This window comes from Roseivirga sp., assembly GCF_049099775.1.
Taxonomy (GTDB): Bacteria; Bacteroidota; Bacteroidia; order Cytophagales; family Cyclobacteriaceae; genus Roseivirga.
In genome coordinates, this window is sequence record NZ_JAGDZM010000009.1 from 65,469 (window position 1) to 88,924 (window position 23,456).

At 39.4% G+C, this 23,456-nt stretch carries 20 protein-coding genes; 13 read left to right on the forward strand and 7 right to left on the reverse strand.

The annotated features are described in order from the left end of the window. Positions 1-258 precede the first annotated feature (258 nt). Positions 259-825, forward strand: a complete 567-nt coding sequence (locus JXQ92_RS15015) for a hypothetical protein (protein WP_421987453.1) — start codon at positions 259-261, stop codon at positions 823-825. Between the two features lie 166 nt (positions 826-991). Here JXQ92_RS15015 and JXQ92_RS15020 read toward each other — a convergent pair whose 3' ends face one another. The 5 genes from JXQ92_RS15020 to JXQ92_RS15040 all read right to left on the reverse strand — a co-directional run bounded on the left by JXQ92_RS15020 (position 992) and on the right by JXQ92_RS15040 (position 8,760). After that, the gene (locus JXQ92_RS15020; protein ID WP_421987454.1) at positions 992-1,447 is read right to left on the reverse strand and encodes a DUF3347 domain-containing protein; all 456 of its coding nucleotides are present in this window, start codon (positions 1,445-1,447) and stop codon (positions 992-994) included. 25 nt (positions 1,448-1,472) lie between these two features. After that, positions 1,473-3,224: an efflux RND transporter periplasmic adaptor subunit gene (locus JXQ92_RS15025; protein WP_421987455.1), complete on the reverse strand. Its 1,752-nt coding sequence runs from the start codon at positions 3,222-3,224 to the stop codon at positions 1,473-1,475. Then, the gene (locus tag JXQ92_RS15030; RefSeq protein WP_421987456.1) at positions 3,221-4,459 is read right to left on the reverse strand and encodes a TolC family protein; all 1,239 of its coding nucleotides are present in this window, start codon (positions 4,457-4,459) and stop codon (positions 3,221-3,223) included. The genes JXQ92_RS15025 and JXQ92_RS15030 overlap by 4 nt, the downstream gene beginning before the upstream one ends. After that, a complete protein-coding gene (locus JXQ92_RS15035) occupies positions 4,456-8,196 on the reverse strand; it encodes an efflux RND transporter permease subunit (RefSeq protein ID WP_421987457.1) in 3,741 nt (1,246 codons plus the stop codon). Before JXQ92_RS15035 ends, JXQ92_RS15030 begins: the two co-directional genes overlap by 4 nt. A 153-nt stretch (positions 8,197-8,349) precedes the next feature. Next, positions 8,350-8,760, reverse strand: a complete 411-nt coding sequence (locus tag JXQ92_RS15040) for an HYC_CC_PP family protein (protein WP_421987458.1) — start codon at positions 8,758-8,760, stop codon at positions 8,350-8,352. A 147-nt stretch (positions 8,761-8,907) separates the two neighbouring features. On the opposite strand from JXQ92_RS15040, the gene JXQ92_RS15045 reads away from it, so the two are divergent. The 4 genes from JXQ92_RS15045 (at position 8,908) to JXQ92_RS15060 (ending at position 11,716) form a co-directional block, all read left to right on the forward strand. Then, positions 8,908-9,483 (forward strand): hypothetical protein, encoded by a 576-nt coding sequence (locus tag JXQ92_RS15045; RefSeq protein ID WP_421987459.1) that lies wholly within the window; start codon positions 8,908-8,910, stop codon positions 9,481-9,483. Between the two features lie 61 nt (positions 9,484-9,544). Further along, positions 9,545-10,174, forward strand: a complete 630-nt coding sequence (locus JXQ92_RS15050) for an ABC transporter ATP-binding protein (protein WP_421987460.1) — start codon at positions 9,545-9,547, stop codon at positions 10,172-10,174. Between the two features lie 32 nt (positions 10,175-10,206). Continuing rightward, positions 10,207-11,265 carry a hypothetical protein gene (locus JXQ92_RS15055; RefSeq protein WP_421987461.1) on the forward strand — a complete coding sequence of 353 codons (1,059 nt, stop codon included), beginning with the start codon at positions 10,207-10,209 and terminating at the stop codon, positions 11,263-11,265. 73 nt (positions 11,266-11,338) lie between these two features. Next, positions 11,339-11,716 carry a VOC family protein gene (locus tag JXQ92_RS15060; RefSeq protein WP_421987462.1) on the forward strand — a complete coding sequence of 126 codons (378 nt, stop codon included), beginning with the start codon at positions 11,339-11,341 and terminating at the stop codon, positions 11,714-11,716. A 2-nt stretch (positions 11,717-11,718) separates the two neighbouring features. On the opposite strand, the gene JXQ92_RS15065 is transcribed toward JXQ92_RS15060, so the two are convergent. After that, the gene (locus JXQ92_RS15065; RefSeq protein WP_421987463.1) at positions 11,719-12,615 is read right to left on the reverse strand and encodes a DUF72 domain-containing protein; all 897 of its coding nucleotides are present in this window, start codon (positions 12,613-12,615) and stop codon (positions 11,719-11,721) included. Positions 12,616-12,826: 211 nt separating this feature from the next. Between JXQ92_RS15065 and JXQ92_RS15070 the strand changes: the two genes are divergently transcribed. The 8 genes from JXQ92_RS15070 to JXQ92_RS15105 all read left to right on the forward strand — a co-directional run bounded on the left by JXQ92_RS15070 (position 12,827) and on the right by JXQ92_RS15105 (position 22,044). Next, positions 12,827-13,567 (forward strand): lysophospholipid acyltransferase family protein, encoded by a 741-nt coding sequence (locus tag JXQ92_RS15070; protein ID WP_421987464.1) that lies wholly within the window; start codon positions 12,827-12,829, stop codon positions 13,565-13,567. 54 nt (positions 13,568-13,621) lie between these two features. After that, positions 13,622-14,770: a hypothetical protein gene (locus JXQ92_RS15075; protein WP_421987465.1), complete on the forward strand. Its 1,149-nt coding sequence runs from the start codon at positions 13,622-13,624 to the stop codon at positions 14,768-14,770. Positions 14,771-14,871: 101 nt separating this feature from the next. Then, entirely contained in the window at positions 14,872-15,867 is a 996-nt protein-coding gene (locus tag JXQ92_RS15080; RefSeq protein WP_421987466.1) for a hypothetical protein, read from the forward strand. A 44-nt stretch (positions 15,868-15,911) separates the two neighbouring features. Then, positions 15,912-16,676 carry a hypothetical protein gene (locus tag JXQ92_RS15085; RefSeq protein WP_421987467.1) on the forward strand — a complete coding sequence of 255 codons (765 nt, stop codon included), beginning with the start codon at positions 15,912-15,914 and terminating at the stop codon, positions 16,674-16,676. 86 nt (positions 16,677-16,762) lie between these two features. Next, entirely contained in the window at positions 16,763-19,561 is a 2,799-nt protein-coding gene (locus JXQ92_RS15090; RefSeq protein WP_421987468.1) for a T9SS type A sorting domain-containing protein, read from the forward strand. 84 nt (positions 19,562-19,645) lie between these two features. Beyond that, entirely contained in the window at positions 19,646-21,016 is a 1,371-nt protein-coding gene (locus tag JXQ92_RS15095; protein ID WP_421987469.1) for a serine hydrolase domain-containing protein, read from the forward strand. Position 21,017: 1 nt separating this feature from the next. Then, a complete protein-coding gene (locus tag JXQ92_RS15100; protein ID WP_421987470.1) occupies positions 21,018-21,506 on the forward strand; it encodes an RNA polymerase sigma factor in 489 nt (162 codons plus the stop codon). Continuing rightward, the gene (locus tag JXQ92_RS15105; protein ID WP_421987471.1) at positions 21,493-22,044 is read left to right on the forward strand and encodes a hypothetical protein; all 552 of its coding nucleotides are present in this window, start codon (positions 21,493-21,495) and stop codon (positions 22,042-22,044) included. The genes JXQ92_RS15100 and JXQ92_RS15105 overlap by 14 nt, the downstream gene beginning before the upstream one ends. Before the next feature lie 11 nt (positions 22,045-22,055). On the opposite strand, the gene JXQ92_RS15110 is transcribed toward JXQ92_RS15105, so the two are convergent. Further along, positions 22,056-23,432, reverse strand: coding sequence for a pyridoxal-phosphate dependent enzyme (locus JXQ92_RS15110; RefSeq protein WP_421987472.1), 1,377 nt, complete (start codon positions 23,430-23,432; stop codon positions 22,056-22,058). Positions 23,433-23,456: the final 24 nt, after the last annotated feature.

A 23,456-nucleotide genomic window follows, 5' to 3' on the forward strand; every position in this document is an offset into this window, starting at 1 on the left:
CGGTTGCTAACCAAAAGGCACCTTTGTTATTAAAAGCCATAGGGCAATATTGCTTAGTTTTACATGGATCAAAGAAGCGCTGAAAGTGGAGCCTATTTAACTCTATTCACTATGATCGATTGGATGAAAGTGTAAATATAATTTTGTGGCTTAAGAAGCGATCAAACATCTCATATACATTCCGAGAAAAATGACTCCAGTCAGTAATTAGTTATTTACTTTTTACTTAATTTTAATCTAAAATATCTTTTGCCTATTATGAAAAATTCTCAATTACTCAATGTCTTATTAACTTCCCTTATCATTGTTGCTATTTTTAGCTGTAGCAATGATGATGCTCTTCCAGTTAACGAAGAAGAGTTTATTACTACAGTAACTGTTAAGTTTACCAATACTGAAGACGCCAATGATGTTGTAATTGCTTCTTTCAAAGATATTGACGGACCTGGAGGAGACGTGGCAGTAATAACTAATCCAATATTAAGTCAAAACACTGTATACAATACTAGTATTACCTTCTTGAATGAGAATAAATCACCCGCGGAAAATATTACACAAAAAGTAGCTCAACAAGATGAAAATCATATTGTATTCTATATTTCTGCTGAAGAATTAGATTTTGTGGTGGTTTATGACGATCAGGATGCCAATGGGCAAGTGGTAGGTTTGAAAGGAACGGCCTATGCAGGAGCAAATAGCACAGGGGAACTTACTGTCACGTTAGTTGAAGGGCCTAACAAAGATAACCTTACTGGCATACCAACTCCTGAACTCTCTGGTGGAAATAGAGTTATTGAATTTGAATTCGCAGTAACCATTCAGTAATCATTTCAAACCTGCTTTCCCAGAAGTATGGGCACCAACAGACGGTAGCATTATTAATGCAGGGTTTATTTTCGATTTCTAATCTCAAAAAAATAAAGCCACCCCATTGCTGGGGTGGCCTACACATACACACACGTCTCTAGGGTCCGAAGACTTAGAGATATCTTTATTGACTTATAGTCTCTTGAATACTACCACAGTGTAGCATCAAGTTTCCAAAATAGGGATTGTTAATTTCTTTTTCGGTTGCTAACCAAAAGGCACCTTTGTTATTAAAAGCCATAGGGCAATATTGCTTATACAGTAATGTAGTAGCGCCGTCAGATTTTACAATACTATACATTTCTTCCGAAAGTTTCTCAAAAGCGACCCTTTGTTTAGCAACATTTGTAGTGGCGGCAATCGATTCTAAAGTAGATGTAAGTCTGGAATTGGTATTGACACTTATAAAAGCCTTAGCAGCTTCTTGGGTTGCTTTCGGATCCGTCAAAACCAAGGCATCTTTAATTGCCAAATATTGACTCATTCCATCTTCCTCTTTCGCAATGGACTCCCCTTTTTCTTTAGGGCCACATGCAACTGTCAACATAAGTACAGCTAAAACAATGATTTCTCTTTTCATACTAAACTAATTATATGTTGTTTCTTTAATTATTAGGGTTAATTACTTCTTCCACGTTACCGCAATTGAGCATTACATCACCGAAATATGGGTTTATTATCTCCTCTTCTCTGCTAATCCAAGTTGCGCCGGTATTATTATTAGCCATAGGGCAATACTGAACGTAAAAAGGACTTTCAGAGGAGGTACCAAAGGCCTTCAAAGCATTGATCAAAGCCTTGGATAAATTGATGAATTCAAGTCGCTGAGCATCTCTATCACCAGTTTTTGCGATGAGTTCGAGACTTTGACGCATTGGTTCTTTTAGAGATCCCCAATAGGCATTGACTTCCTCATTCTGGCTCGGAGACTCTACACGGTTTAAGGCATTCCTAACTGATACGCCAATTTTCCTTATCGTTGAGCCATCTCCAGCGACCATTGCATCTTTCAAAGCAATATATTCTATCGAAAGAGCACCTATCTGTTCCTGAAAAATAGCACCTGCTTTGTCCGATAAATCTTTTGGTTCGGGTAAATCAATTTCCTCAAAAATCACCTTTTCTGGAGCCACCGTAGGCGATAAAGGGTTCATCATGCTATTATTGCCTTTTAGCTGCGACTCCGCATCCAAAGTAAAAGCACCATTAGTCACCACTTCATCCCCCGCTTTCAAACCTTCTTCAATTAAGTAGGCATTACCGATGGCGTCACCCAATACCACTTCTCTCAATTGAAAACTGGATTCGTTAGGTATTTTCACATATACAATTGATCTTTTTCCGGTCCATAAAACGGCTGATTTCGGTACCACAAGAGCGCTTACACTGTTCGGTGAGATACTGGTTTCTATGAACATATCTGGCTTCAACTTTAAGCCTCTATTCCGAACATCTGCCCTTACTTCAACTACCCTTGTATTTGGATCTACATTTGGAGATATGAAAGACACCACTCCCGCATATTGCTCATTATCTCTAGACGTTTTAAAACTCACTTTTTGGCCCAGTGAAATATTATTTAAGTCTCGTTCGTAAACCTCAAAAACAGCCCAAAGTGAAGTTAAATCTGTGATTTCAACCAAGCCACCTCCCTCGTGTAAGTGTGTTCCATTGTTCACAACCTTCTTTGTCACTACGCCCGTATAATCTGAGAGTAAGTCGAAATTCCGAAGGGGCTCATTCGACTTTTCAATCTCCATAATTTGATCCATTGAAAGTTTCCAATGGTGGAGTTTTTTCCTTGCCGCTTCTAGTAAAACAGGATTAGTATCAGCTAGTTTTTTCGCGGCAATTAGCTCTTCCTGTGCCGTAACCAATTCTGGTGAATAAATGGAAGCCACTTTTTCTCCTTTTGTTACTACATCGCCCTCAAAGCCTTTATATAATTCCTCTACTCTACCCTCGAAATGAGTCGTCTGTAAATTGACTAATCGATCATCTACTTTGATTTTCCCATTCAATCGAATCGGCGTGGTTTTTTCAGAAGAACCAATAATTGCTGTTTCTATATTGGCCAACTGCATAGCAGCATTCGACATTTTCAGAATAGTAGGGTCTCCCGAATCACCATTTGCCAAAGGAATTAAATCCATACCACAAAATGGACATGAGCCTGATTCCGGCTGTCGCACTTGCGGATGCATTGAACATGTCCACAAACCATTTTCATCCACTTCATGCTGATGGCTTTCCTCTTGTGTTTGCGGCGCCTTATTACCAAACAAAAGTGCTCCAACTGCTGCACCAACTACCAGTGCTACACCTATCGTTAATAGTATACTCTTGTTAAATTTCATCTGATTTGATTTAAAGTCTGGGATGTTAGATAGCCTTTTTTGAAAGCCGTTTTTTGCAGTTGTGCCTGTGCATTTATTTGTGCCAATTGTAGCTGAAGCAAGCGCTGCTGTGTACTAAGAAGTGTCTCAAAATCGCGATTATTGTTAGAATACTCACTTGTTAAAACATTTAGCAGTACCTCTACCTTTTCAATTTCTGATTGAAATTTTTCGAGTTGTTTTTCGGCCGAAGTCTTTTCAAACGCTACGCTATTCCATTCATTTTTAAGGTCATTTTTTACTGACACCAGTTCTGCTTCAAAACTTTCTCGCTTTAAAACCGCTTCCTTTTTGAAGGATCTATTCTTCTTGCCAAAAATGGGTAAACTCATGGATACTGTTGGCAATAAAATATCCTTGCCATTATCCGATAGAGTAACCCCTGATCGTTTGCTAACAAACCCGTATTCCAAACCAAAACCTATATTTGGTTTTCGTCTTAAATCAGCCAAAACCTCAGCATCGGTCATAGATTGAATATTGGCTTTTATGGCTTTTATTCTAGGCTGATTAAAAAGTGAATCCTCAGAGCTTACATCTTCATTGATCAACACACTAAACGGTGCGGTGATTACTGGGCTTTCTGGCGATCGGTTAATTGAAGTATTAAAGTCGCTTATCAATACGCCTTCTTTCATTTTAGCAATTTCAAGCTCAGTTTCAGCATTTTCTATATTAATCTGAACTCTAATCAAGTCGGCTAACGAAACCAGGTTGGCCTCATATTTCGTTTTTGTAACGGGTTCGAACGTTCTTAAAATTTCCAGATTTGCTGACATAATGCTCAGTTCCCGTCTCAGTACATAGATGGCCAACCATTTGGTTTGAACTTGATAAAAGAGTTCACTTTTTGCCTCTTGAAAAGCTTCAAACTGAACTTTGGCCAAGCTTGCAGATGCCCTTTCTCTAGCCTTTAGCGTTCCCATCCAAGGAAACATTTGCGCTATTGCTAGCCTAAATTTCTGTGCACCAACTCGTGTTTCCACAGGGGAAATGAAATACCCAAAAGTTAGGGTTGGGTCAGGCAAACTTCCTGTCTGATTAACTTTTTCCAAAGCCGCCATGTACATTTTAAATTTGGCTTTTAGCATTGGATTCTCCTCCGCAGCTATCTTCAGATAGTCGTTCAAGCTCATCTGTGCGTACGCCGCAGTAGAGAAAATCAGCAATAAGATTATATAATTAAATCGTCTCATGATTCTTCAGTTCTTATGCGTTTGGAAAATTTCAATTTGGCTTCCTGATGATAGGCGTAGAGAATAGGAACCACAAAGAGTGTTATCAGCGCCACCGTCATACCTCCGAAAATCGGAACGGCCATTGGCATCATAACATCGGCACCTCTGCCAGTTGATGTTAAAATTGGAAGCAAAGCAAGCAACGTAGTTGCCGTTGTCATTAGGCAAGGGCGTACTCTTTTCTTTCCTGCCTCAATAATCTTGGCCTTAATCGATTTCTTACTTTGTTCGCTTTCATTTTCAAATGATTGCTTCAGGTAAGTTGCCATCAGCACACCATCGTCCGTAGCAATGCCGAAAAGCGCTATAAATCCTACCCATACTGCTACACTAAGGTTGATGTTTGAGATTTGAAAAAGGGAGCGCATGTTGCTGCCAAATAAGTTGAAGTCCATAAAGCCGTTTTGGCCATATAACCACAGCATGATAAACCCACCGCCAAACGCAACTGCTACACCGCTAAAAACCATTAGCGATACAGATAGTGACTTAAATTGGAAGTATAGGATTAGAAAGATGAGTGCCAGCACTATCGGAATGACCAAGCTCAATCGTTTTTGAGCACGTACCTGGTTTTGATAATTACCCACAAACTCAAATGAGATACCTTCTGGTACATTTAATTGGCCCGTATTTACCAGCTCATCTAAGCTAGCTCGTGCTGCTTCAACCACTTGTGTTTCTGAGCTACCTTCTTCTTTATCAAAAATGACATATCCGATAAGAAAGGTGTCTTCACTTTTAATCACCTGAGGACCTCTTTCATAACCAATCTCCACCAATTCACTAAGCGGAATATTCGACCCTGTTTTTAAAGGAATTAGAATATTTTCAATAGCCTCAGGGTCATCTCGAAGTTCCCTAGGATACCTCACCCGAATAGGGTACCGCTCTCTGCCTTCAATGGTTTGGCTTAATTCCATACCGCCGACTGCGACTTGGATATATTCCTGAACCGTGCTGATACTGAGCCCATAACGTGCCAAAGCTTCTCTATTCAGGTTTAGATTGAGATAGGGTTTGCCTACAATTCTCTCAGCAAATACAGACTCTTTTTTTATTTGCGGCACCTGTTTTAAGAAAGATTCCAGTTGAATCCCAAAGGCTTCAATAGTCTCCAGATCGGGTCCCTTTATCTTAATACCCATCGGCGCACGCATACCAGTTTGCAGCATCACCAATCGGGTTTCAATTGGCTGTAATTTTGGTGCCGATGTAACGCCAGGAATGCTCGTCACTTTCAAAATCTCTTGCCATATATCATCAGGAGATTTTATCTCGTCACGCCACTGTCTAAAGTATGCTCCATTACTATCTTCAATAAGGTTGCCAACCGCATTACGCACAAACTCACCTTCAGATTTCTTAAACCTTAAGCGTTTACCATTTTCATCAGTTTTGTACTCAGTCTTATAATTGATCAGGTTTTCATACATGGAAATTGGCGCCGGATCTAGTGCGCTCTCAGTTCTTCCCAATTTGCCCACAACGGATTCTACTTCGGGAATGGCAGTAACTGCCATATCTAGCATGCGTAAGATTTCTCTGTTTTGCTGAATACCGGCATGTGGCATGGAGGAGGGCATCAGTAAGAATGCTCCTTCACCTAATGAAGGCATAAATTCTTGACCGATTCCAGGAAATGCTTCCGCTAATTGCTCGTATGTTCTGGAAGGCTTAATCTTATCGCCAAATGAAAAAACTCGTTCAAATCCGAGCCAAATCGTTGTGCCGAGTAATACAATAGCCATCGGCAAGACCAAGAATAGCAGTCTATTTTCTAAACACCAGTTCAATAGCAATGGATAGATTTTGATGAACCCAACAAACACGGCCAAAGTGAAACCTACTACCAAAGCCACAAAAATGAAATTGGTTAGACCACTTACTTGAACGCCCAAAGGAAGCCACTCTTGACTTAGAAATACGGTTATCCCAAATAGGGCAAATACGACATCGCCATGTTTGAGATATTTTTTGAGCTTAGGACTTAGTGATTGGATAACATTAATGAAGCCTATTCCGATCAAAATAATGGCCGAAACCCAGTAGCCTAAAATGAGCGCAACAATTCCTAACGACAAAGTGATGGTATGGAAAAGCAGCCTTAATTTTTTGCTATTCGTCTTAAAACCAAATACCCAATAAGCAAGCGTTGGTAGTACAATTAAGGCAACTAAAATAGCTGCAATCAATGCAAAAGTCTTTGTATAGGCGAGTGGCGCGAAAAGCTTACCTTCCGCTGCCTCCAATGTAAATACTGGAATAAAACTGATGATGGTAGTGAGCACAGCGGTAACAATTGCTGGGGCTACTTCTTTTGACGCTGCCAAGATATTGTCTATCAGCTTTTGACCTTTAGATTGATTAATGTGCCTTGTGATATTTTCAGTCAAGACAATTCCAACATCCACCATGGTGCCTATGGCAATCGCTATACCGGAAAGTGCGACTATGTTAGCGTCTACGCCAAAGTATCGCATGGCGATAAAACACATTAAAACGGCTATCGGTAATAGTGAAGAAACTAGAATTGAGGCCCTTAGGTTAAGCAACATGACGAGCACAACTAGAATGGTAATGATTACCTCAAGGCTCAGCGCTTCTTCTAAGGTTCCGATAGTTTCTTTGATCAGTTTTGTTCTATCGTAAAACGGAACAATAGTCAATTTAGACTGAGTACCATCTGCTAGAAACTTGGTCGGTAAACCTATGCTTACTTCTTCAATTTTGGCTTTTACGTTATCGATAACTTCAATCGGATTGGCACCATATCGTGCTACAACCACACCGCCAACCGCTTCTGCTCCTGACTTATCAAGTGCGCCTCTTCTTGAAGCGGGTCCTAGACTTACCCGCGCTATATCTTTGATCCGAATTGGCGTATTATTGGTGCTTTTTACCACAGAATTTTCAAGGTCGGCTAGGCTCTTTACATAGCCCAAGCCTCGCACTAGGTACTCCACTTGGTTTATTTCTAAAGTTTTCGCTCCAATATCCTGATTACTTTCACGAACAGCCTTTACAACATCGGCTAGGTTCACATCGAACCCTTCCATGGCTGCCGGATCTACATCAATTTGATATTCCTTTACAAAACCACCTACTGAGGCTACTTCTGATACTCCAGAAGCTGAAGCCAATGCATATCGTACGGTATAGTCTTGAACCGAACGTATTTCTTGTGGATCCCATCCACCTGTAGGGTTACCTTCTTCGTCTCGCCCTTCAATTGTATACCAAAAGATTTGGCCAAGTGCTGTAGCATCAGGACCTAAGGCGGGCTGAACGCCTTCGGGTAATAGCCCTTTGGGAAGTGCATTCAGTTTTTCCAAAATGCGACTTCTACTCCAATAGAATTCGATGTCGTCATTGAAAATGACATAGATAGAAGAGAAACCGAATATCGATGAACTTCTGACAGTTTTTACGCCAGGTACTCCAAGGAGCGAAGTTGTTAAAGGATAAGTGATTTGATCTTCAATATCCTGAGGCGATTGGCCATCCCATTTGGTAAAAACGATTTGTTGATTTTCGCCAATGTCGGGTATAGCATCAACTGGTACAGGGTCTTTAGGCAAAGGTAAATTCCATTGGAATGGAGCCGTTGCCATGCCCCATCCCACAATAACTAAGATGAGTATGAGCGTAACCAATCTGTTCTCTAAGAAGAACTTAATAAGCTTATTGAGCATTGATTTTTATTTACAATCCGTTCTGAATAATTATACCTGATCTAAGTGTTCTATCAGGTGGACTCGTTTGGGCGAATCTGAAAGGCTAGAGACTCTTACTTGAATAATGAAATAAGGGATATAGCAATTACGAAGTCGCTAAAACGAGATGAATTAGGATTGTAGTGCTGAAGGAATCTTCAGGGAGTGGTAAAGAATAAACAAGTTAGGGGCTTCAATATCTGGCGGTCCTGTATTTTGAACTTCTACCTCATGAATCGAAGAGAAACTTGTAGTTATTAATTCATTGAAAGACGCTTCATAAAGCAAGAAATATTTGGTGTCAGGAGCTATTTTTACAGTAGTTAACTGTTGATCGTCTTCTAGTTTTTTTAGAATTAGCTCATCTTGGCAGCACCCTTCCATTTCTTGGTGCATTTCCAAACTCATACCACAATTCTTCTCAACCTTTTTGAAAAGCGCGGTTTCCTTTACACGCCCCATACAAAGGTGCTGTCCTACCAGAATGCCTGAGGAAGCGATCAAATAAATTGCCGTAAACAGTATGGTGCTGAAACGTTTCACTGCACCAAATATACGACAATATAACTTTATATGTTCTGAAGCGTCATTTGTCGGCCTATTTACCGTTTAAAGAAAATTCAAAGATATTGTTTGCAACAATATTGCACATGCACTAATATTGCATCTTGTTAAAAAAACATAACAATCATGAATTTGCATAAAAGATTAACACTCAAGGTATTAGCAATATTTGCTATTGGTTTCGCAATCGTGTCATGTGATAACGACGATCCAGAACCGGTAAATGAAGAAGAATTAATAACTACTGTAAACGTAACATTCACAAATACGGCAAATGCTGGAGATGTTGTGACTGCTACTTTCCAAGATTTAGACGGACCAGGCGGTAACGCAGCTACGCAGTCTAATCTTGCACTTTCTGCTAACAGTACATATACTGTATCAATCGAATTCTTAAACGAACAAGAAACTCCAGCTGAAGATATTACTGAAGAAGTGGCTGAAGAAGATGATGAGCACCAAGTATTTTATGTAGCGACTGCTGGTTTAAACTTTACTTTCGCATACACTGACCAGGACGGTGACGGCAACCCACTAGGTTTAGCAGGAACTGCAACTACTGGAGCGGCAAGTACTGGAAGTGTAACTGTTAGCCTAATCCATGAGCCAACTAAAACAGGAGCCGGCGTTAGCGATGGTGACCCAACTAATGCTAATGGAGAAACTGACGTTGAAGTTACATTTACTACAACTATTCAGTAAAAAAGGGCTTAGCCTTTTGAAGGAATCTTTCTCTTAGTAATTTCCGTATGTTAGCAATTGTATGCTAACAGTTAGATCTTTTCGAAAGGCCTTTGGCGAATACCTTATTCTCGATATTCCTGAATTATCATTTGCCCCCGGTATTCATTGGGTAAAAGGCAAAAACGGATCAGGAAAATCTACCTTATTTAATTGTCTTGCAGGACTATCTCCCTTTAATGGTGAGGTAGTCCTGAATGACATTAGCTTAAGTAAGTCTCCACAAGCTTTCAAAATCCTGCTAAACTACAGCCAATCAGAACCAACCTTCCCAGAATTTCTTACCGGAAGCGAATTAATCGAATACTTCGCTAAGCTGAAGAAAGCAGCACCCCAACAAGTAAAAGCACTAAAAGAAAACCTCGGTGTTGAAAGTTATGCCGACCAACCCTGTGGTACTTATTCAAGCGGGATGATGAAGAAGTTATCCTTAGTAATCGCTTTTCTTGGCAATCCTGACTGGATCATTCTTGATGAACCTTTGATTACTTTAGATAAAGAGGCGCAAGACTTAGTTGCGCAACTGATCTCAAAAGAATCGCAGACAGGTACTTCCTTTATTTTTGCTACACATCAAGACTTTGAAAATACTCGAATAAAAGCCGATCGGGTATATGAAGTATCAAACCGAACCATAAGCCTTTTAGCATGAAGGTGATTCGGCAAGTTTTAACAAGAACTCTTGTGAAAGAGTTTTATAAAGAAAACGCTGGCTTTCTCTTATTGACAATGGGCCTTGTTTTTGGGTTCTTAAAAACACCAGAACACATTGCCATCGCCTCAGCCCTTGCGTTTAATCCTCTTTATTACTTAGTAGTACTTGTTCTCTGGGCATTTTATACATTTAAAACATATCACTTTTGTTCCTCTGCTAAGCTATATGCTGATAACTGGTTTCTCACTGAGGTGGTATTAATAAGTCCACACAAGCGTCGATTAATCTCTATTTATCTGCAGGGCTTAATGCTTGCTCCTATTCTAGGTTATGGTTTGTTTCTTTTCTATCAAGCCATTCTCCTTGGTCAAATAAGTTCTGCAATAATGGTAGGGCTAGGAAACCTGGTGTTGTTGATATTTTCAGCTACCCTACTCGATAAAAAGCTCATAAAGCCCAATGATTCCTCTGCTTCAACTAATTTGAATAAGTGGTGGCGTTTTTTGCCGAAAGTTTATCCATTCTATTTCATACATCATCTTTTTCATCGCCACGGTTTCTCTCTATTATTAACAAAGATCTTTTCAATCAGTCTGATTTTTGGTGCTACTGCCATTTTCCATGTTGAAGGTATAGATTTAAGGTATTTAGGCTTAGGTATGCTACTCACATCGGCAGCAAATTCAAGCTTTACATTGAAGCATAAACTATTTGATGCTAACGATCTGAAGCTATTCAGAAACCTTCCATTGTCGAACATAAACATCTATGGAAAAGACTCAATTACATACCTTATTTTAGCTATTCCTGAGATACTTGTTCTTTTAGGTAATAATATTTCATCAGTACCAATGATTGATTTATTGAGACTCGCATTACTATTACCCTGTGTTCTACTACTTCATAAAAGTATTTCAATGCTACGAGGAAAGGACATGGAGCAATTCATGAAGTATGTTTTCTTTTCTACTGCTATCATATTCTTTGTAATCTTAGGATATGCCGATTTATTCCTAATTGAAGCCGGAGCCATCTTAATAAGTAGTATAATCTACCTTAAGTTTAGGGCTAGTGCATTAGTTGAATAATGTTGAAAATTGCGATTTTAGAATAAGCGAAAACGTTGAATGATCTAAAGCGTAAGTCAATAAAAGAAGATTTATGTCTACTAATAACCCGAAACTACTTTCTCATTTTTCACCTGTTTTCCCTGTTAAAAATGTATCAGAAACGCTACTATGGTACGAAGAGCAATTAGATTTTACTACCGATTTTAAATGGCAGAACCCACCGACTTACGCGGTAATAAGTCGGGAAGAAATAAAAATTCACTTGACGGAAAAAGAAGATGACTTTGAACCCTCAAAAACACATACTGCGATCTACATTTTTGTACACGATGTAGATCTTCTGTTTCAAGAATTCAAAGCTAAAGGCCTTGTGAAAGGTGAGTTAGAAAATGCAGAATATGGTATGCGTGATTTTGATTTAGTCGATTTGAATGGCTTCAGGCTAACTTTCGGACAGTCAGTTTCATAAATTTAAAATTTAAGTGTCAACTCCTTTTGTACCGCTGGAAGTGGTAAATCAAAGCCCAATTCATTATTCAATCTATTGATAAAATAAGTCGATAATAATGGCGAAGCTTTTTCAAGATTTTGATGAACAAAAAAGTAAATAGCCTCAATTCCTCCAGTTTCTATCCAAAATTTAATACGTTCAAACCAGTCATCTAATCGTGAATAATCACTTTTATGATTAGCGCCCACAAAGCGAATAAAAGCCGAAGGTGTGGTTAACCTCATATGAAGTAAATCCCTCCTTCCCGCCGTATCTGTTATAATATTTATCACCTGATATTTTTCTAGCAGTGCGTAAAATCGATCTGATAACTTAGGGTCATTCAACCAGTCGGTATGTCTTACTTCTACAGCAAGGGGAATCCCCTTAGGAAAGTTCTCTAGAAATTTTTCAAGCCTCTCCCAGTTCTTAGGCGCAAAATTATCATGTAATTGAAGAAACACTACGCCCAGTTTTTCACCAAAACCAGCTAGGCTATGACAGAACTCCTCGGTGTATCTTCCAACATCGTCATTGAGCCTTTTCAAGTGACTAATCATGCGGTTCACTTTCGGAAAAAACTTAAAGTCATCAGGCGTTTTATCGCTCCAAACTTCAAATCGTTCTTTTCCATAGAAAGTGTAGAAAGTGGCATTTAACTCAATGCTGTTGAATTGGCGAGCATAATACGCTAACTCATCTTTGGTTCCACGTGGGTAAAATCCTTTTAAGGATTGCCTGCTCCACTTAGCGCAACCAACATAGATACTCGGTCTACTTTTAAAAGCTGAAGCACGAAGAATTCCGCGAGTATCTTGGTGATCAACAGGCAAGGCAAAATCTACTTTTGAAGGATCTGTAATGCTACCAAACTTCATATGATGGACAACCTCAGAAACAAGCTAAGTGTTTGTGTAAAATAAAAAAGCCTCGACGTGTCGAGGCTTGCAAGCAAAGAGTTAGGTTTCATCCTTTTTAATGATCGTACTTAGGATGAGTCAGTACGACCAGTTTTCATTAAATTCGCATCAAATCTAAAAAGCAGAACTACTTAAAAAAATTATTTTCAAGAATTCTTGAAAAAATAACGTGATAGGCAAGCTCATTCAATATATCTATACAGGCTGGTGCGGCATAATGTTCGTTATTCCCATGGTCATTTTTAGTCCTTTCATGGTAATCCCACTTTTGATTTCCAGAAAACTGGAAGGCATTACCTTCTTTTTTATCAGGTGTTGGGTTTACATGTTTAGCCTTACTACAGGAATTTGGTTTGTAGGGCACAACAAAAAATCAGTTGACACTAAAAAATCATTCATCTTCCTTATTAATCATACCTCTTTTTTAGATGCCTGTGCTATTCCAGTCGCCATACCATCGAGTTTAGTGGGGCTTGGCAAAAAAGAGCTTTCTAAAATTCCTGTTTTTGGCTGGGTTACCAGCAGATTTGCAGTGTGGGTAGATAGATCCAGTCCAGAAAGTCGGAAAGAAGGAATTACAAGAATGAAAGAACTATTAAGTGGAGGCACTTCTGTATTGGTGGCACCAGAAGGCACAAGAAACAATACCGAAGAAACGCTTTTACCATTTAGGCATGGTCCGTTCCGATTGGCAATAGAATCCAACATCAATATTATTCCCGTAGTGATACATCGCGCTTCAAAACTGATGAAACGAGGAAGCCTTCTTTTAAAACCGGGTGTAGTTCACTCATACGTCTTACCAGAAGTTTCTGTTGAAGGAATGACAGAGAGTGATGTTGAACGCCTAGCAGGCGATGTTTTTAAAATGATGAAAGATAAGATTGTTGCCCTAGACGAAAGCGTCTAATTTTGTTTGGCATCATTTTTTCAATAACAGAATTACAACCAAACGATAAAGCTTATGAACACGCTCTACAAAAACATATTATTAGGTGCATTGGCCTTTTGCGTAGCAGCATGTGCAACAGGTAAAAATGCTTTTGATAAAGGCGATTACAATACTGCACTCGATCGAGCAGTCAAAAGACTACAATCCAACCCAAATAATAAAAAAGCACAAGATGTGCTAATGGATGGTTATAGCGTAGCCTCAGATTTCCGTCTAAAAAGAATACAACAGTTTAAGAGAAGTCAAAACGATTTTAAATGGGAATCTATTTATCGTGAATATGCTCAATTGAATAACTATTACAGAGATATTCAAAGGTGTCCTTCTTGTATGAGTTTAGTATCTCCAAAAGAATACTTGATAGAACAAGAGGAAGCAGCATCGAAAGCCGCCACAGTACAAGTAGATATTGGTAAGGAGAGTTTAAGCCTTAATACTATTGAAACTGCCAGACAAGCTTATAGCCATTTCGAGATGGCACTTCGCTTCAATAATGATATTCCAGGTATTGATTCATTGCTAACACAGGCCCGATTAATTGGTACTGTCCGTGTCTTAATTGAACCTATTCCTATTCATTCTAGAAGTTTAAAATTGACGAATGAGTATTTAGAAAATAAGATGTTCGAATACTTAGATGCTTACAGCAGAGATAGATTTGTTCAGTTCTTTAATGCACAAGAATCTGAAGAAAGAGGTGTTGAGCCTGATCATATTTTAAGCTTAGAATTCGATGATTTTGTTTTAGGACAAGCAAAAATCGTTTCGAAAACCGTAGAAATAAAGCGGGATAGCGTGATTGTAGGACAGTATACTGATGATAACGGAAAAAAATTCGATGTCTACAATACGGTTAAAGCTGATTTTACATCAAATGAAAAGTCACTTTTCTCGGCAGGCGTTTTGAATTTTGAAATTCGAGATGCCTATACCAACAAAGTGCTCACGCAACGAAAACTAAGAAGTGAGGATGTTTGGAAACATAGCTGGGCATCTTTCAATGGCGATTCTCGCGCTTTGGATAAAGACGAAATTAGAATGTCGAAACGTAAAGAATTACCTCCGCCAGATCCTCAAACGCTCTTTATTAGCTTTATAGACCGTGTTTATGGCCAAGTAGAAGGCAACATCCGACAGTTCTATCGTAATACAGAATTATAATTCTAAACCCTGAAGTAATTTGGCCAAAGGCAAGACTACTTCAGGGTTTCTCTATTCACTGACCTCTTAGATTTTACTATCTTACTTAAAATCGTTGGCCAATGAAACAGCAATTCCTCGCACTTTCCATTATCCTTATCCTTACTAGCTCATGTTTATCTTCTGATAATAAAACTCCTGTAGAGCTCCCCGAAGATCCAAAAGCAACATGGCAGATAGTTCAAAATATTGATGTGAATGAAATCAATAATGACCTTGTTGACGGTAAAATGACCATTGATGTCGGCATCTATTTTCCATCGAACTTTGATTCAAACTTTGAGAAAGTCACGCTCGATAAAATGATGACGAGCTTTTTAGCAGCTAAAGAAATTTATGCCCCCACTGATGTTCAATTAAAACTACTTTGGGTAAAAACCGGAGAAGTAAACCCAAAATACTTTTCCATCGAATCTAACAAAGTACCTACTGTACCCAGAACAGAATATGCCAATATGTATGTACATAGCAAAAGACACCCTTCTATCCCAACTGAAAGAACTTTGAATGCTTTTGATCACATCATAGAACCAGATGAAAGTAATTCAAGAACCATCTATTTAGTCGTACTTCAAGAAGTATTCTATCCGTTTTTAGCTGTTTCGGAGGGGAGAAATTGGATGACTAAGGCCGTAAGAACGGGAGGTATGTCATTTCCCACATACTCCTTTGTGAACACTCTTCCTGAGCGATTCCGAGGGGTAATGACTATAACTAACCTGAGCCGAACAGATCGTTTGAGAAGTACTATTGCTCATGAAATAGGGCACAAAGCCATGAATGTAAGCCATGAATACATGGATACGGACCCCGAAAATGAAATCTTTGCAGAAGGTGGGCTTATGCTTTATGGAGCTGGGGAGGAAATACCCTCTGGTGAGGCAGGACGCTGGCATTTAGAACGTTTACACCTATCTCCTTTTATTTATCGCTTAAACAGTGAAGGTGTAAAAATATGGAATGAGGATTACCTTGAAGGAGGGCACTATTACGACCCTATTTATGGCGATAAAGTAAGGCACTTCAATAGCAAACCACCTATTAAAGAAGACTGGTGAATTAACAAAATGCTAGAAGAGATGTTATGATATAAAACTAGACCATGACTACTCCTCGCACTAAATTCTGGGCTGTAGCAAACGCAATAATTTTAGCGCTTGTTGTTTATTGGAATTACTATGCCAATGCTCAAGGCATCAATGACAATTCTGTCGGATCGCTTAGCAATCGCTACGATAATTATTTCACCCCTTCCAGTTATGCCTTTTCCATATGGGGCCTTATATACATTGCCTTAACAATCAATGCAGTTTACCTTATCCGATCAGCTTTTAGCACACAAGACAACTCTTTTATTGCAAAATTAGGGCCAGCACTTATACTAGCTAACATAGGAAATGCCGCGTGGATATGGCTTTGGTTGACAGAAAGAACTGGAGAAAGCGTAATCGTAATGGCTGCTATTTTAATAGCACTCATAGGAGCCGTCGTAAGACTAAAGATCGGCACATCAAAAACTACCCTTCCCATAAAAAGATGGGTTTGGTGGCCCACTTCCCTTTATGCTGGCTGGATTACAGTAGCAATTGTAGCCAATATATCAGCCTATCTGGCCAAAATCGATTGGCAAATTGGTTTAGGTGAAATCAATTGGGCGATTACCATGATCGTTATTGCCACGATAGTCTACACCTTAGTTTTGCAAAAGAGAGGTATGCTTACATTTGCCCTAGTCGGCGCTTGGGCCATTCTCGCTATTTCCATGAAACAATGGGGAGTACAACCTACCATTCAATGGGTTGCACTTACCTGCGCTGTGCTTTTGGTCTTTCAGGTACTTTTGAAGAAAATTTCTTCTGCAAGGTAGCTTTTGGTTTGTAACTTTAACCTGAAAAAGCGTTAGGAATACACGGATAACTCACTTGTGTATCCTTACCCTGTAAACAAGTTTTAATGAAGGCCAAAGTTAGAATCTCCATCATTGGTGCTGTACTCATCATCAGCGCGTTTTTCCTTATTTTTTCGAACAAAACTGTCGACAAGAGAGAGGCTTATGAAGCCTTTCTGAAAGCGGAGTATGCCAAATTTAATACCAGTCATCCCGCTTCTGAAGATGAATCCGAAAGACCGGATCAACCCGACCACGCCTATTTCCTAAACCATCTTCAAACGCTAGACCCAGCGATTGGTCACGTTCCTTTAGATGGTTTAAATGAAGCCTCAGAAGAAGTGCTTTCTATGAGAAACAGTGCCAATTTGGCCATGAGCGTGGCAGAAACAAATTCAGATTTAGAATGGAATAACGTACCCGCTGATATTGCCGGGCGTGTAAGAGGAATTGTGATTGATCCTGAAAGACCAACGATAGACGACAGAGAAACGACAAGACTATGGGCAGGTTCGGTTACTGGTGGTTTATGGGTAAATGATGATGCAGGTAACCCAGAATCTTCATGGACGCCAGTTGATGGTTTGAGAGATAACTTAGGGGTTAGCGTTATACGATTCGATCCTGAAAATGACGACGCTATCTACGTAGGAACGGGTGAATCTTATACAGCAGTAAATATCTACAGGGAATCCTCTTCCGTAGGCAATGGAATTTGGCGATCTACCGATCATGGTGACAGTTGGGAGCAGCTTCAATCAACAACAGATTTTCAATACATTAATGACATTGAAATTCGCATGGAAGGGGAAACGAAAGTTATTTATGTGGCCGTGGTTTCAGGAATTTACAAAGGAGCAACATTCGATTCGACTCCTTCTGACGGACTTTTCAGATCAGTAGATAATGGGGAAACATGGACGCAAGTTTTACCAAACATACCAAATACAGATTCGCCTTATTCGCCTTCTGATATTGAAGTAGACGGCATTGGAAGAATGTTTGTTGGTACCATGAGAAACAATGATTTACTAGGTGCTGGAGTAATTCTTTATTCTGACGATGGTTTAGAATGGACAGTATTTGATGAAATTACCGAAGCCACTTTCGATCCAGCTAACCAATATTATCCGGGTAGAGTTATTATAAAATCGGCACCCTCTGATCCTAACAGAGTATATGCAATTATTAGTGGTGGGTTAACAGAGGCAAAAACTGGTTGGATAAGAGATGCTGGCAGTAACTCTATTATTATACAATCTTTCGATCAAGGCGATAGTTGGACACAGTTTGCTTTACCTGATCCATCACTCGGCACTTGGTCAAATATTACTTGGCATGCCGCTACTATTGCCATAAACCCAACAAACCCTAATGACATTATCATAGGCGCTTTAAATGGTTTCAAACTTGAAAATGCAGATGCCGCTTCAATCGTCAGTGGATTGAATTGGACACCTACTAGTTTTTGGAATCCGCCAAGCGGCTCTAAATATGTTCACGCCGATCAGCACGACATAATTTATGACCCTGAGCGACCTGATACTCTTTATGTTTCCACCGATGGTGGTGTTTTTATGGGTACAAATGCTCAGGGAGATGCGCCGGTTTTTAGCGAAATCAATAAAGGCTTTAACACCCTTCAATACTATACGCTTGACATTTCGAATCAACGAGGAGAAGAATTTTTAATGGCGGGTACGCAAGACAATAATACGACTCAGCTATCTAACAGCGTTGTTAGTTTTTTTCCAGGAGCTGGCGGCGACGGGGCGTATACTTTTATTGATAAAAATCAACCTGACTTGGTTATTCATTCCTCGCAATACAATCGTTTCAATATAGTTTATGATCGAAATGTACCTTCGAATACAACAACAATTGCCAACAGGAGCACAGGGCTATTTATTAATCCCGCAGACTATGACTCTGACAACAACTTATTGTATGCCAACAGAATAGGAATAGACATTAACAATAACGAAAACAACACAACGCCACTTTTGAGAGTTCGCGTGGGTAATCAGAGCATTACTGAAACGATCCTTGATCTTGGCGTGGAAATCAACTCTCCTATTTCTACCATTAAAGTTTCGCCTTACTCTACCGCGACGAGTTCAAATTTGTTCTTTGGAACACAATCAGGCCGACTTTACCGAACACTGAATGGCGGCCAAAGTCCATTAACTAGAGAACGGACTGGAACAGAATTCCCTACTTCAAGTATTTCAAGTATTGACGTGGGCCGCTCCGAATCAGAACTATTGGTGACATTTTCTAACTATGGCGTCAATTCTGTATGGTACTCAAACGATGCCGGGGATACTTGGGAGTCAATCGAAGGCAACTTACCCGATATGCCTGTTAGACAAGGCCTTTTTAACCCACTAAACAGAGACCAAATTTACTTAGCCACAGAATTAGGCATTTGGTTTTTAGACAGAACTGAGGGTGATGGTTTGACTTGGAGACAAGAACAAGTTGGTATTGGCGATATTCGAGTTGACATGATTAAAATTCGTAAAAGCGATGGTTGGTTTGTAGCCGCTACGCACGGAAGAGGCATCTACGAAAGTCAAATCAATGTAGATGATTTTATTACTTCCACTCCAGAATTGCCGGAGTTAGCGGTAGAAGCTTTTCCTAACCCAGCTACAGAAATTCTTAGGGTAAGATTGAATGAAAATTGGCAAGGAGAAACCAATATCACCCTAACCGATCTTCAAGGAAGAGACTTTGTGCAACAACAATTCTCTTCATCTGACCTAACGGTGAATGTATCTACTTTACCGCGAGGTATCTATTTACTTCGTGTATGGTCGGATAAGTTCAGAAGTAAAACCAAACGAATCTTGCTTCAATAGGCTTTGAACAGCCATTTGAAAAAATATTTCCGCTCCGTGTAAGTTTCTCTTTCCCTTTAGCAACCTATAGGGAAAGAGAACATTATGCACCTTCCTTACTTTACTTTTCGTTTTGCCTTTGCGATAGCCCTATTATTAGTCTTGAACCAATTCGGGTTTGGACAAAATGGAAATAACCAACGCTTACAAAATTATTTAGAGTACCTCCACAGCGAGAAAGGGTTTAGCGGTGAAATATTAATAGCCCAAAATGAAGATGTGCAGTTTCATGAAGCAATCGGATTTGCTTCACGATCACTAAAAGTGCCATTAGCAAAAGGCAGTAAATATAATATCGCATCCATCTCAAAAACCTTTACCGGAGCCCTTATCAAGATTGCGGAGAAAGAGGAGAAAATATCTTTGGATGACTTGGCTCAAAAGTATTTGGAGCATCTAGGAAATCAATTCAAACAAGTCACGATTGAGCAATTACTAACCCATACATCAGGAATCCCTCATAATGAAGCCATCGAAAATTATTGGCAAGAGAAATCAAGGCTAAGCTTGCCAACGGAAAAAGTGATTCACGAAATCAATCAGCTAGAATTACTATTTCGACCGGGAACGAAAATGAAGTATTCAAGCCTAGGGTATTATTTACTCGCCAGTATTCTGGAAAAGACTTATCAAAAACCATTTCAACAACTCCTCGATGAGAAAATATATGCTAAAGCAGGCATGTCAAATACCAGCAGCGCCAATACGCTAGCTATTATTGAAGGTCGCGTCAATGGATATCATCAATTACCCAATGATAGCATTGTACAGGCTCCGTACCGCAACTATAGTATGTTGAAAGGTGCTGGTGATCAAGTGAGCACTGCTATAGATCTACTTAAATGGAATAATAGTTTTCGGAAAGAGACACTATTCAATCAAGCGGATCAGGTCAAAATATTCAACGATCAGTTCAGAGATAAAAACTATGGCTACGGATGGTATACTGATTATTCGGGTAAGGACGTGAATTACTATCACGGAGGTGGAACTTGGGGCTATAGTAGTTACAATGCCTTCTTCCCGGCATCAGGTGTGAGTATAATCGTGTTGAGTAACCTTTCTACTTTGCCCATGAATGCGATTGCCAAACAAATAGAGACCATCCTCAACGGTGAAAAACTTCAATTGACAACAAGCCATAGCAAAAAAGTATTACCTGAAATAGCATTGCAAGCTTATGAAGGAACATATGCCTCATCAACTAGTCCTATGCAAATGAATGTAATGTTCCGTGATAAGCAGTTATTTGCTCAAATTCAAGGAAGACCAGGTTTTCTTCTGACGCCAACAGGAAAACATAAATTTCTTGGAAAGAAAATCGATATTGAGTTAGAATTCAACGTTGTAAACGGGCAAACTCAAGGCATAATTGCCAAAAGGATGGGCCAGACATATGAGTTCAAGAAGCAATAATATGAAGGATTCTTTCCTAAGGCTAGTTGATGAGCATCAGCGCATCATTCACAAAGTATCGCGTATGTATCGTGATAATATTGAGGATGAAAAGGACCTTTTCCAAGACATTGTCTTACAACTCTGGAAGTCGTACCCAAACTTCAGAGGAGAATCCAAAGCTAGTACATGGATATATAGGATCGCACTGAATACGGCGATGGCATTCTATCGAAAAAAAGCTCCTGATGTAGCCTTAACGCCCGACCTCCCAGATACTTTGGACAAAAGTAGGCCGGATGAAAAATCGGAACAGGAAGAGCTTCTCTATGACGCACTTCACCGACTAGAAGTAACTGATCGAGCCATTATTTCCTTATTCCTAGATGAATACTCTTATTCAGAAATTGCCAAAATCATTGGGATAAGCGAAAACTACGTTGGGGTAAAAATTAATCGAATTAAAAAAAGACTTAAAGAACTATTAACCGAGAATCATGGAAATAGATGACTTAAAAAATACGTGGCAAAATTCCGGCAATCAACATACAGGTGCTGAAGCGTTGAGTTTGATGACTGAATTAAAAAATAATGGTCGGTTGAAAAGAATGCGCAAGCGACTAATCATAGAATCTACGCTTGTCTTCGTTTTTATTCTACTGTTCTACAACGGACTAGATGGAGCAGAAAAGCCACTCTGGACAAATATAATCCTCGTGCTAAGCGGGTTAATTTACATTACTAATAGACTGATAGGTCTTAGAATAGTTAACCTTCCGAATACCGATTTAGATGTAAAGACAATGTCGATTCAACTATTAAAGAAGCTGAAGAATTTGTCTTTCACCTCATGTGGAAGTGCCTTCTTTTTCGGTGGATCAATGCTTCTGTTTATGACAATAAACATTGAGTTTACAACCCATAAATATATTTTTCTTGGCGGGCTCATTCTAGGGCTTTTTGCTTTCACCCTGATCTCTTACAAAATATGGAATCAACAAATCTCCAGACTAAAAGGCCTTATTAGTCAATTATCTGAAGATTTGTAAAAAAGCAACTACTAGTTAGAAGTCATTGCTTTTAGAATGTCATGCTGAGTAATAATGTGAGGGTTTCTATTTTCATCCCTCACCATTACTGCTGGATTGTCTTTGGTGATCACTGACGATAATACATCGAGTGTATTATCCAAAGGCACAAACTGGAATGGTTTCTCCATCACTTCAGAAACTGGCTTCGATTGAAGTTCAGCATCATTAATCATTTGAGCCAATAGTTTAGAATCAATAAGACTACCCACAAAGTTGTCTCCATTCGTTACCGGAAGCTGAGAAATACTATTGGCTGTCATCATTTTGATGGCCTCTGACACCGTAGCGGTATGTGCTATAGTAGTTAAGTGACCATTTTCGCCTTGACCAGCTAGAATATCGGCTGCCGTTTCAAAGTCTCTTTCTTCAACAAACCCTCGGGCACTCATCCAATCATCATTGTAAATTTTACCAAGGTAGCGCGTACCGTGATCAGGAAGAATAATAACCATTACATCGTCATCATTCATGTTTTCTTTGGCCCATTCGAGCGCACCAGCTACAGCTGATCCACATGACCATCCGCAGAACATACCTTCTTCCCTAGCAAGTCTTCGGGTCATAATGGCGCCGTCTTTATCTGTCACTTTTACAAAATGATCGATGACGCTGAAATCAACATTTTTAGGTAAGATATCTTCTCCGATACCTTCTGTTAGATAAGGATAAATTTCTTTCTCGTCGAATTCACCAGTCTCTTTATATTTCTTAAAAACAGATCCGTAAGTATCTATTCCTACTGAAACGATGTCTGCATTTTGTTCTTTTAAATATTTAGAAGTACCGCACATAGAACCGCCAGTACCAACACCTGCTGCCCAATGCGTAATTTTTCCTTCCGTATCTCGCCATATTTCAGGACCAGTAGTCTCATAATGGGCTTGAGCGTTTGACGTATTATCGTATTGGTTAGGGTAGTAAGAGTTAGGAATATCTCTGTTAAGCTTTGATGCCACTGAGTAATAAGATCTTGGATCGTCTGGCTCAACATTAGTCGGACAAACAATTACTTCCGCACCTACAGCCTTGAGAATATCCATTTTCTCTTGTGACTGTTTATCGGCAAGGGTGAAAATACATTTGTATCCTTTGGCGATAGCACCGAGCGCTAAGCCCATTCCGGTATTACCAGAAGTACCTTCAATTATAGTTCCTCCTGGCTTTAAATCGCCGCGCTTTTCAGCATCTTCAATCATTTTCAAGGCCATTCTGTCTTTCATTGAGTTCCCCGGATTGAAGTACTCAACTTTCACTAAAATAGTACCTGGAACACCCTTATTAACAGCATTAAGCTTCACAAGTGGAGTATCCCCAATAGTTTCTATGATTGAATCGTAATAACGCATTTCCTTTTTCTTAATAGTTTCTGC